Consider the following 12146-nt stretch of genomic DNA (forward strand, 5'->3'; position numbering starts at 1 on the left):
CTGGTCCTGACCTGTGATGGTTAAGGTCACCTCGCTGCCCGGTGCTACATCTGTGGTCCCACCTGTGATATGACCCTGGTCGTCAACATCTACTGTAATTGATCCATCAACGCGGTCCAGACCACCTTGACCAGACAGATTGCCTTCGGCTTTTACAACATTACCATTTTGATCTACAACCTCAGACTCTACCTTTAAATCCCCATCAGCAAAGTCATTTGGCACTTCTATTGTATAGCTACCATCAGGATTAATAGTTGTTTCAATTTCCTGACTAATTAAATTTCCATCTTTATCTTTACCCGTAATGGTAACATTCACTTTACTGCCATTAGGAATATTTTCAGTGTTACCCGTTATAAGCCCATCACTTGAAACTTGGATACTATTCACACCATTAGGTTTACTTGGGGAATTATCATCATCATTATGGGTTGCAGCAATTATCCCCCCAACAGCACCCAGACCAGCTAACCAAGGTAAAAGGCTAGCAAGTTGACTTCCTGCTTCTGGTAGTAATACTTCTAACCCAGGAATACCTTTAAAGTCAGAAACCCCATCGAACCAATAAAGAACACACCCATCTTCTTCAAATACTAAGTCAGAAATTACTTCATCATAAGCAGTAAAGAAATTTTCAATAACTATTACTTCTCCATTTTTCAATTTAAGTAATAAGTTATTACCGTCACGGATAAATTCCTCAACATCATCACGATGCATTTTCGTATGAACGATTGATGCTTCTGTTAAAGTAATCTGATTCGAATTAACTATTGATTTCTCTAATGAATCTTTTTCTATTACAATAAAATTAGTCATATTTCACCTAAACTTCTTATTCCATAAATTGGTAATTACTTAGAAATCCCAGTAATTTCGACAGTTACACGACGATCTGGTTGCAAGCAGGTTTTTAAGGCTTCTTGTGATTTAGCGTTAGGACACCCATCAGTTACAGGTTGAGTTTCTCCCATGCTTGCTGTACTGATAACGCTATCAGCCACCCCATTTTGGATTAGAAGATTCCGTACTGTATCCGCCCGGCTTTGCGCCAGCTTGTGGTTATAATTGTGATTGCCTAATCGGTCTGTATGACCAGTCAATTTAATTGCACTTACCGAGACGTATCCCTGCGAAATTTTAGAAGCTAAATCCGTTACTTCTTGGCGCCCTTTTGGCAGCAAGTCATTAAGTGTAGAACCATCAAATTTGAATAAAGTATCTGCTGATAATTGGATTACTGAAGTGTGTTCAATAGTTGGAGTTGCTTCTTTTTTTGAGCAAACAAGTTCTTTTCCATTATTTAAAATATAAGGTTTGCCATTCTTATCTATGGAAAGGGTCAAATTATTGTCGGATAACTGATTGGTTTGAAGGTCTACATCACATGATTGACACTCTTGAGAAGTACAATTTTTAACTTTGAAATTGTAAATTTCAGGCTTCAAACGGTACTGCGCTGCATTATTAATATAGAAGCTACCCGATTGAATGTTGTCTATATAGAAATTAATAGGACAGTTTTGCTTTTCCGGAGCATCTTCTGCACATAATTTATCATCTCGTTTTACGTTTATTACTTGAGCCTTATCGTTGCCCCCTTCTTGAAACCGTAAACCTGTAGGCTGGGAATAATTGTTGGCTGCACAGGCAGACAGTCCAATTGACACAGCTATTACTAACAATCGCAATTTATACATATAGCATTCCCTAAACGTTAAAAGTAAAAACCATTGTTATCTCTATACTTGTGAAGCAGTTCTCACATATGCAAAGTGAAGTTATCAAATTCACATCATGATTTATGTTCATTTTACACATTTTTATTTGATTTCAAACTATGCTTTTTATATTAAAAAAATAAAAATAGTTTCAAAAAATTCTTTTATAAATTTAAATATTTAATATTTAATATTTTTTTTAATTTATTTTTTTAATAAAAAATTGTTATTTTTTATCTACAATTAATTATGTGCATTTTTAACATAGAAAATTTGTGACTGCGTGACTTAAGCTCAGTAGCGTCTTATGCGGATAAAGTAAATAATTTCTATAAGAGAATAAGACATAAAAAAAGCCATACTTAAGTAGATGGCTTAGATGAAGAGCAGTTTGAAAGAAAAAATTAAGTTAAATTTAGTCTACTTTAAATTTAAACTTATAAATCAAACCCACCGAAGATTGGGGGCTCTTCTGTCGTACTATCATCATTATTTGAGTTTCCTTCCGACGAGTTAGAACCATTTTCTTGTTCAGATGTTTGTGGAGGAGCTCCATCTTTACTTGATGGATAATCATCCATTAATAATATTGTACTTAGCGCAGCACAATGAGTTCTTAGGCTCTCATTATCATCATCGTACATTGTTGGATATAATTGTTTAGAATATTGTGAAGTATAACTTGCAGTCCAATTCTGCAAGATATTAGGTAAATTAAAAGTATAGTAATATGTTTTTTCTTCATTGGGTTGATAAGTATTAACAGTTTCATCATTTAAACAATAATTCGTTTCTGTTTCTTTTTCTGTTTTAGAACCCGTTAATTGTATAGCAGCTTTACAACTGTTGATGTACTCATAGATCGGTTCTGATGTCGTATTTTTCACAATGACTTGTAATTTATACCTTACCTTTAATCCACTATTTATTCCTAAAAGATCCATCCGATCCCCCATTTTCATAGGGATAAATGGAGCATAGTGTCTAACAAATTGAATTGTTCGCTCTACACCGCCACAATATTGTGTTACAGGATTTGGATAAGCAACAGCATACTCACCATCATCTTCCATTTGATTAGAACCTGGATTTGGTCGAGGATTAGTAACAGGGTTTTCAGTACCAACTGTCATTTCGCCCGTACCAGTTCCCCCTAAAGTCACTCCAACATTAAATCCGCCATCCTCTCCAGTACAACCCGAGAGCATAAATAAACCTACAGATACTAATGGTAGTGTAAGACGCGAATGAGGCATATGAGTTATCTCAATAAATATTGTAAGAACTAAAAAACAGAAAATTCCTTTAAACCTGTTTTTTCATGAAATATTTTATAGGAAACTTAAATACTTGGAATTATTCAATCACTATAAAATTTAAATTTTATAGAATTCAAGTAGCTAACAAAAATCTAGGTATTCAGAAATAAATATATTCTTTTACAATTCTATGATGTCTGGAACTCCAGTCTTATTAAAACCTAATATAATTTAACAATAAACATACTTTTTGACAAACAAAAATGTGCAATTAAACCATTTTTCATAAAAAAAATTATGTGAGAGGGAAATAAAATTCTAAAAAAATAATAATATGTGCAATATGTACATATTTTTTAAATAATGGTACATTTCCTTTGAGTGACTCTAAACAAAAGGAGATAGAACTGTAACATTTGAATAGAAAAAATTACGATAGCTCAAACAGTAAGTTTTTATTAAACAGTTGACACTAGGGAAATGAGTTAAATTCTATGCGTGCGTATTCTTTAGACTTTCGCCAGAATGTAATGGCTGCTTACAAACAAACGCAACATAAGTCAAAAGTCTGTAAACAGTTTAAGATTGCCAGATCAACACTGGATGAATGGATTGCTCTTGAAGAAACAACACAAGATTTAAAACCACTACCACTTACTCGTACTGGCAGACCCTTTTCTATTTATGACTTAAAAAGCTTTGAAGATTTTGTAAAATCTACACCCTTCTCTAAAATCAGAGAATTAATAGACCCTTTTGAACATAGATTTGGTTATAAAGTCTCATATTCTATTCTATGGAGAGGCTTAAAAAAAATTGGGTGGAAAAATAAATTTAAAAGTCGAGAGTGAATCAATATTTATTTATCATATTGGAAAATACCCAGACGAAACTGTTTATTCGCGTCAGGGGATCTTTCATCGTTTTTACAATATTCTATTGCCGAAGAAAGGATAGCCTTAGACATCAAATTCCACATATCAAGACTTAATTTTTTTAGCTTTTCTACAGATTCAGGACTTAACTCGTCTGCAAAAATAGCTTGTTCTAAAAAATTGGTTTTTTGCGTTAGATTACTAATCCCGGCTGCAAGATGATCTGAAATATTTTGAGTAAATAGTTGCTTACTTTCATCCATTTGTGGATCTGGAGTAAAACTGGAATTCTGCAAAATAATTTGATTATTTTCTTCTATGACCAACCCCAATCGTTTAAGTTCGAGTAATATTGATTTTGGATGCTTTTCAGAAGATATCTGCTTAACCAAGCCCTCAAAACTTGGTTCCTCCCCATTAAAAGGAATTTGGGTTGGCAGTTTTTGTCCTATCCATAAACCAATTACACGAGCAGGTACACTAATAGGTAATTGCTGATTAAACTGATTAATTAATCTATACTCACCATAGGTCTGACAAAAACTTCTGACCTCACGTCGCCCTAAACCAGATAATAAGCTAACAGCAGAGTCTGTTTTTTTTTGTTTAATAGAGTCTAGCTCTTTAATGGCTTCATTATAAAATACCGATTTTAGGGCGGTTGAAAACTCATTGTAACCAATACCAGTTTTAATAAGCCAACGAACCAACTCAGGCATAATACTGATAGCATGTTCTAATGTCGTTTCAGTGTCATGAGACAACATCATGTCTTTAGAAGTTACCAAAGCCGATGTCTCTTTACCCATGCATACTCCAGTGTGAGATGAAATAGACTTCCCCAAATCAATAGTAGTTAGAAAGTTAAAAAACATTTTAATTTAATAAAATTATACTTTTTCAACCTAATAAATTGTAGGCTTTTTTTTAAAAAAATGTAGGCTTTTTTTTATAAACTAATGGACTATTTTCGTACACTTGGTTAATTCTCTACAAGCTGTGTTGATGTTAAAAAGAGAATTATTAAGTTTCTTATAACACTAAGATATGTCTAAAAATATAAAAAAAACAATATTCAAAGAAATTAAATTATTAAAATATTTCAAATAAAAACAAAAACTTATACAAAAACCATTTTGATTATCAATAACAATTTAAAAAATTTAATTCTGTAAAAAAATAGGCTTATTCTTCATTCAATATGAATAAGCCTTTTATAGAAATAATATATGAATTTTTTTACTCAATGATACCATCAACATCTATTACTACGCGCCTATTGGGTTCTAGGCATTTCACTAATAGATTTTTTGAAAGACCATCTGCACAGTGTTTTACAGGATCCTGCTCGCCTAGACCTTGTGCAATAAGAACTTGGGCGTTGATTTGATTATTCAAAAAATATTGTTTTATCGTTTCTGCTCTTTTTTGAGATAACGTTAAGTTATAAACCTCCCGTCCTAAGTAATCTGTATATCCCAAAATCCGAATTGTTCTAATTTCTTTAAATTTATGAAGTTCTGCAACCAAACGATCTAAATCCTCCCTTCCTTTTAGATTTATATGATTCAGATCACTTTTATCAAAAGCAAATAATGCATCTGCGCCTAGTGTATAACGTTTGATTGATACTTGCTGTTTAGGCTCTTCTTTCTTTGGTGGATTGAATGATGGAGGACAAGCAGCATTTTCCGGATCAATCGGATTCCAATAAAAACTGCTTGCAATCATATTTTGATCAAATAAAACCTTATATTGGCAAGTAGTTATGCCATTTTCACCTTTGCCAGGTGTATTAAAGTGAAATAAATAATTCCATTCTCTTGGTCTCCACCCATCATCATATTGTGGTCGTCCAATTAATTCATATAACTGATCTTTTGTCATACCTGAACGAACTTGGCTTAAACTTTGTAAATTTGGAAATGTTCCTAACTCCTTATTAAAAATAACATCATTAGCTTTATGCCATTTAGGATTGTCAGTCATACCCTCTTTTGTAATTAACGTACCAGTTGAACACCCACTAAAAATTCCCACTGCTAAACACATGATAAATAAATTTTTCATATCTGAATTCCCGTATAAATTTTGTATTTGATAATTTAATTTTAAGTAGTCTTTATATTAGACACACTGAAATATTCAATGTGCCTAATAATCACTAAAAGCTTACCATTGGATACCGGCGCCTACAGTTCCTCCAAAATCACCACGGGAATTACCACTTCCAGACATTTTAAAGACCCATTTTCCATTATCTGAAATCGATGACATACCTATTGCATAACCAGATTCACCTCGGTACGTACCACCGCTGATTGCTATCATACTTTTACCTGGAATGTAAGCTTGTGGTAATCCCGCGGTTGCCATTGCTTGAGCAATACCTCCATTGGCATGATCTTCTAAATCATCGATACGTTTATTTGTTGTATAGAATGCTTGTTCTAATTGATTACTTACATTAGTGACTTGTTGATCTAAGGAATTCAGTGCATCTCCAACATTATTGTAAGAGCCTCCACCCACATTATAAGTAGGGCCTGTATTGGTTTCATAATTGGCACCACCACCTAAGTAGTTATAAATATTGGTGTTGCTCGCATGTAACTGAGATCCATTAATCGCATCTTTCGATGTAGAGTTAATTGTGCCGTCCGCTACATTTGTAACTTTACTTGCACCAGCATTTATACCTGTTTGATCAATTGTGATATTTCCTACAGAAACTTTATCTGTAGTAATCGAACCAGAAGTAACTGTATCAAACTTCACATCTTTACTGGTTGCCACTTGATAGTTCGTACTACCATCGGCATTTTTACTACTTGAAACCGTAATATTCTCACCAGCCGATACTGTTGTTTTAGCAGCTGTCGCAGCCGCAGTTGCATTTTGAGCAACCTGTTGTAGTTGATCTTCAGTAGCAGCTTGTCCTGAAACAATATTGTTAGGATTCCAAGTCGTATTTGTTAATCCATTAACTGTACCAGCCTCACCATTAACAGTAACTTTTCCAGCAGAGATATTGCCTTTTGATCCATCAATCAAAACATCTCCAGCTTGAATTGTTCCAGAATTACCATCAATTGATACTGCATTATCTCCTGCACCAATTTTAATTTGATCAGCTAAGCCCACTTTAATGTCATTACCAGAATTCGTTACTAGTACACCATTATCAGAGTCACCATTAATATTTACAGTTTGACCTGGTTTTACTGTGCTTGTCGCATTCGAACCTGAATCAGTACTTACATTCCAACCTTGGTTTGCATTTGCAGCCTGATCATTTACATGTTTAATTGCATCATCGATGGTGTTTTGCCCAGTGCCACCAATATTGCTCCAAGTAATCTGATTATTAGTATAAAGAGCATTACCACCAAACAGTTGAGTCAAGTTATTACCTAAGCCAAAAAGCTGACTACCATTGATGGCATCTTTAGAATCTGCACTAATAAGACCATCTGCAACATCAGTTACTTTTTTATCACCTGCACTAATACCATCTTTTGTTATGCTTGGGCCATTAGCGATAACAATACCGTCTGTTGTAATTGTGGTATCGCCAACTGTGACCTTATTAAAATCAACCTCATCTGCTGTAGCAACAGTGTATATATTTTGTCCATCCACACCAGTGCTTGAAGTAACAGTAATATTTTTCCCTTGTTCAACCTCCGTTCTTGATGCTGCTGTTGCCTGGTCTACATAGGTTTTATTGGTAATATGGTTTCCTTCGGTAATTGGACCTGTGTAGTAGCTGCCTCCATTATTCACCGTGAAGCTATCGCCTAGCTTGGTTTCTCCTGTCGCAGTCAGGTTCGTCGTGTTCACTGTATTGAACGTCACATCTGCTGCTGTACCCACCGTGATACTGCCATCCGCATTCGCTGTTAACTCAACATTGTCTCCAGTCACAAAGTTAACCTTATTGTCATCTTTATTGATTGTCTTAACATCAACTCCGTCAATCTGCGTCACCACACTTTGCAAGGCTGTATCCGCCTTAACCAAACTGTCTTTGGTACTTTGACTCAAATCAACTGCATAGTCCGTAACATTGTTGGCATCAGCTGTACCTGCCGTTACCGTAACTGCACTTGATCCTGCTGACGCAGTGCTACCTTTGGCATTTACCGTATAAATATCCTGTCCATTGCTACCTGTAGTTTTAACTACATCGGCAACATTCGTTCCCGCTGCAACCTCTGTTCTTGACGCTGCTATTGCTGAATCAATTGTATTTTGTCCAGTACCACCAATGTTACTCATTGAAAGTGTGCCATTACTATTTAAACTAGCATCACCTCCTAAAATATCTATTGTACTATTAGCAACATTACCTAATATATTATTCGTTGCATATAACTGACTACCATTGATAGCATCTGTACTAGTCTCGGAAATAGAACCAGACCCTACATTTTTAATTTGACGTTCTGCTCCCGCTGAACCAACTGACAATTGCATCCCTGTATTTGTAACTTGTCCCGCAAAATTACCATAGGTCAAACCATTTAAATTTGCCTCTGACTCTTGTGTTGCATCAGTAACAGTATTTGCATTTGCACCTAAAGCAATTGAATTCTCTTTAGTAGCTCGAGTATTCGTTCCAATACTTACAACATTATTAGTATTTACACCTATATTAGAATTTGAGCCTAAAAGAACATTGTTGTTGCCTTGAGAAGAAACCCCAGAAAGGTACCCTATAGCAATATTCTCATTTCCTTTTATATTTGCACCAGCATTATTTCCGAATGCCGAATTATTATTTCCAATAATGCGTTGACCTGTATATACACCTGTCAATGTATTGCCATCTCCTTCTAGAGAGACACCTGAAGCCGTACCGATAGCCGTATTAGAATTACCAGTAGAGTTTGTAGTATTACTAATTCCTGTTAATGCATTACTACCTAGAGCGGTATTATAGCTCCCAGTTCGGTATCTTGCTGCATTTTGCCCTACATAACTATTGTGTTGACCAATGCTATTTTGACCTGCTTGATCACCAATAAATGTCGCATATAGATATTGAGAATTACGCCCAGCTTGATTGCCTAACATAACACTATCTGAACCATAGGTATTTTTAGCACCGTCATCATAGCGTTGCGCATTCTGAGCGGCATAAGATCCAATAATAACTTCGCTACCACCTACTGAACGAGCATTTAGACCTATTGCTATAGAACCAGGTAGGCCATTCACATCATTAATGTGACTTCCCACAATTACTTGTGCATTATCACCAATAGCAATACCACTATTACGATTACTTACGGTTGCATCACTTCCAATTGCTACAGCATTTCGTGCAGTTGTCACTGAACTTCCATAACCTTGAGCAATTGATTCATTAGAATTAGCATCAATATAACTGTTACGCCCCAAAGCTAACGCACTATAAGATAATGCTTGAGCAAAATCACCCATAGCTATTGAGAAATCGGCATCGGCATTTGCAACACGACCAATACTGATTGCACTCCATCCATCTGCCGTAGAGCTATCACCAACAGCCACAGCAGCAGTCCCAATAGCATGGGCAACAGAACCTACTGCGACTGCCCGATCTCCATTTGCAATACTACTGTCTCCTAGCGCAATAGTTCCATCTCCAATTGCATTATTTATTCGACCTACTGCAACTGCCCCATCACCTTCAGCTGTATTTGATGAACCTATCGCTACAGCCCCGACACCATTAGCATCCTCACCATAACCAATAGCTACAGCACCTCCAGAACCTACAGTATATTGACTACCTTTTGTACTAGCTATACTGTTAGATCCAATCGCTACATTATTAGATAGGTCTTCATTTATATTAGAGTTATCTGCGATAATATTTTTACCAATAGCAACTGAGTTTTTACCTAACGCATTAGCAGTTTCTCCAATTGCCACACTATTAGTACCCGAAGCAGTTGTATCAATAAAACCAATTGCAATTGCTTCTTGTCCAGAAGCTCTTGCATCTAAATTAGCCTGACCTACATTTTGTGCGTTGGCTTGCACGCCGTTAATGAGAGTAAAACCGCCAGTTGCTGTTTGGCCAAGACATGTCCATGGAACGACACTAGTAAGATTGGTTGCCGCTTGACTCACACAATTATTGCTCGGTCCAATAGCCGCAGTTACTATTGGTGTTCCTATATCTGCGCTACCTGCTGCAAACACACCAGTTGATATTAAAGCACTTAAAAAGATACCACCCACCCAAATGTTAATATATTGATTATATTTAACTTTACTAGATGAATTACCAATATTTTTATTTTTAATATTATTACCTGAACTACGCTTCCCTCTGGCCTTAGAGAGTTCTGAAGCAGTAACCCAAATACCTAGAACATCATTCCAAATTAACCGATATATCTTATTCATTTTAATTTCCTTTTTAGCATACGTTGATTGGAAATATTTTTGTGCTCAAGCTAACTGCTAGAGATGCGACAGTTATAACTGCAGCAACAATTTTTCTATTAGTGTGATCAAATTATCATCACATTTAAATATGTGCAATATGCACATAATATTTAATAAAAATATTATTCGTGTCGTAAAATTTCTTCTATTTACATTTCAGGATTTGATAAATTTATAATTTTTAATTATTACAAAAGGTTACTTTGTTTTTTTACTAAACTTGAAAGATATCGGCCCCATAAAAGGCACAACTGTACAATAAAATAAATTTAATATTTTTTTTAAAAAATTAGCTTTAGATCTGTTTAGTGATTAAAAGGTTCCACTAGTTAAATCAATTGCAAAAAAATTCTCAAAAAACACTAAAAAATTACTTAAAATCAATGTAATAAAATTATTTATAAACTTGAGGTAATAGAAATATTAGACCTATAAATATTAATAAATTAAGCCCTACAAAACTATAAAATAAAAAAGCTCAAAGCATTTTGCATTGAGCTGTGCATAATACATGCAATAGATATCACATTATGCCTGAACAACGTGAATCTTGTCTTAAAATACCATAAAAATGTACATATGGAACATATTTATGGTATTAATTAAAGATTTGTTCTAAATCACAATGAATGATTGTTAAGAGATAATATTTTGCTCTATTTTTACTTATTCACAATTGTTGCTCCTATAACAAATTATGGAGATGTTTCTAACTCATCGTATGATGTTCTTGATCAACAAACTCAAAAGTAGCCACATCAATCAAATATCCTATAATCTAAAGGTTCTTTAATCTTAAAGAGGTAGGTCTAAAAAACATCTCTACAACTATATCTCGTTCGTCCAAACTATTTGAACTTAAAAATTGGGACATCAAACCATCTATTAGGTTTAAAACCATGTCAGCATCGGGTTTTAATGCACGGGTTTCTAAACTAAAAATTAGATCAAAAATTTCTCGAAGCAACCATTTTCTATATTCTATCGCCATACGGTAAGCTTGAGGATAAACTCCTTTAGTTTCAAAGAAAGCTTTAAGTAGTAAGTGGTACAGGCTATTAAAATTGACGTGTAAAATAATAATTTCTTTGAGTTTATCGGTTGTGTTGTAATAACGGTTTGAATAAATAATGGATAGCACTTCTTCTTTAAGCAGGCTTGTTTGAAAGGCGATACACATTTCAATCAAGCGTTCTTTTGAGTAAAAGTAGTTGTAAAGCGTAGCTTTTGGAATTTTAGATTCTTTAACTATAAGGTTTACACCCGTTGTATGAAAACCACGAGTTGTAAATAAACGGATAGCTGTATGAATAATGTTTAGTTTTTTGGAAGATGTTTCTAAATTTGGCATAGTAATACCGTTTAAAATAATTTTTTGTTGTATATAAAAAGAGATAAAAATGCCGTCACTCTTAAATTGAGTGCTAAATACAGGCATGCAAAAGCCGCACAATAAAGATGTGCTCGCCTATCTCGGGTTTATTGTTGCTATAATTTTTGAGTCGTAACGATTTTTAAGGTGCAAAAACCTAAAGTCGATTCAACCGCTTTATAGACTGTTTAAGTGGTATAGACAGAAAGACTTTGGCAAAAACCAATAAATGAGAAGAATTAGTACGCATAGCGAACTCCTTTGGCTATAAAGAAGTTTCACCACATTACTGCTAAATAATGGTGGCGAAACGAAAGAGGGTTAGCAGACTGGAGCCAAAGAATCCAGCACACCCGAAGGTGTCCCTCCCTCGCCCTGAACTGCACCCCATAAGTTAGACTTTTTAAACTTATGAGGTGTGCCCTATGCCAATTCCGAAGCATTCAAAAGAGTTAAAATTAAAAGTCATTCA

8 protein-coding genes are annotated in these 12146 nt (G+C 34.8%); 1 reads left to right on the plus strand and 7 read right to left on the minus strand.

What is annotated here, in order from left to right; translation table 11 throughout:
* From KNQ97_RS18925 to KNQ97_RS18935, 3 genes are all read right to left on the minus strand, one after another.
* Positions 1-822, minus strand: an 822-nt coding sequence (locus KNQ97_RS18925; RefSeq protein ID WP_253612614.1) for a BapA prefix-like domain-containing protein, incomplete at its 3' end; no start/stop codon positions are given.
* 35 nt (positions 823-857) lie between these two features.
* Positions 858-1703, minus strand: coding sequence for an OmpA family protein (locus KNQ97_RS18930; protein WP_253612615.1), 846 nt, complete (start codon positions 1701-1703; stop codon positions 858-860).
* A gap of 458 nt (positions 1704-2161) precedes the next feature.
* Positions 2162-2980 (minus strand): hypothetical protein, encoded by an 819-nt coding sequence (locus KNQ97_RS18935; protein ID WP_001120776.1) that lies wholly within the window; start codon positions 2978-2980, stop codon positions 2162-2164.
* 497 nt (positions 2981-3477) lie between these two features.
* Between KNQ97_RS18935 and KNQ97_RS18940 the strand changes: the two genes are divergently transcribed.
* On the plus strand, positions 3478-3834 hold the full coding sequence (locus tag KNQ97_RS18940) for an IS630 transposase-related protein (protein ID WP_001203192.1): 357 nt from the start codon (positions 3478-3480) through the stop codon (positions 3832-3834).
* Positions 3835-3842: 8 nt separating this feature from the next.
* Here KNQ97_RS18940 and KNQ97_RS18945 read toward each other — a convergent pair whose 3' ends face one another.
* From KNQ97_RS18945 to KNQ97_RS18960, 4 genes are all read right to left on the minus strand, one after another.
* Positions 3843-4667: a DUF6502 family protein gene (locus KNQ97_RS18945; protein WP_253612616.1), complete on the minus strand. Its 825-nt coding sequence runs from the start codon at positions 4665-4667 to the stop codon at positions 3843-3845.
* A 430-nt stretch (positions 4668-5097) separates the two neighbouring features.
* Positions 5098-5928 (minus strand): OmpA family protein, encoded by an 831-nt coding sequence (locus KNQ97_RS18950; RefSeq protein ID WP_253612617.1) that lies wholly within the window; start codon positions 5926-5928, stop codon positions 5098-5100.
* 102 nt (positions 5929-6030) lie between these two features.
* Entirely contained in the window at positions 6031-10260 is a 4230-nt protein-coding gene (locus tag KNQ97_RS18955; protein ID WP_253612618.1) for a YadA-like family protein, read from the minus strand.
* A gap of 820 nt (positions 10261-11080) precedes the next feature.
* Positions 11081-11653: a TetR/AcrR family transcriptional regulator gene (locus KNQ97_RS18960; protein ID WP_253612619.1), complete on the minus strand. Its 573-nt coding sequence runs from the start codon at positions 11651-11653 to the stop codon at positions 11081-11083.
* Positions 11654-12146 lie beyond the last annotated feature (493 nt).

It is taken from the genome of Acinetobacter sp. UC24323 (assembly GCF_024151445.1).
In the GTDB taxonomy this organism is placed as follows: domain Bacteria; phylum Pseudomonadota; class Gammaproteobacteria; order Pseudomonadales; family Moraxellaceae; genus Acinetobacter; species Acinetobacter baumannii.

What these genes read in the sequence shown, in the direction of transcription:
- KNQ97_RS18930 (WP_253612615.1), bottom strand. Translation starts at nt 1,703, where the DNA reads ATGTATAAATTGCGATTGTTAGTAATAGCTGTGTCAATTGGACTGTCT.
- KNQ97_RS18935 (WP_001120776.1), bottom strand. Translation starts at nt 2,980, where the DNA reads ATGCCTCATTCGCGTCTTACACTACCATTAGTATCTGTAGGTTTATTT.
- KNQ97_RS18940 (WP_001203192.1), top strand. Translation starts at nt 3,478, where the DNA reads ATGCGTGCGTATTCTTTAGACTTTCGCCAGAATGTAATGGCTGCTTAC.
- KNQ97_RS18945 (WP_253612616.1), bottom strand. Translation starts at nt 4,667, where the DNA reads ATGGGTAAAGAGACATCGGCTTTGGTAACTTCTAAAGACATGATGTTG.
- KNQ97_RS18950 (WP_253612617.1), bottom strand. Translation starts at nt 5,928, where the DNA reads ATGAAAAATTTATTTATCATGTGTTTAGCAGTGGGAATTTTTAGTGGG.
- KNQ97_RS18955 (WP_253612618.1), bottom strand. Translation starts at nt 10,260, where the DNA reads ATGAATAAGATATATCGGTTAATTTGGAATGATGTTCTAGGTATTTGG.
- KNQ97_RS18960 (WP_253612619.1), bottom strand. Translation starts at nt 11,653, where the DNA reads ATGCCAAATTTAGAAACATCTTCCAAAAAACTAAACATTATTCATACA.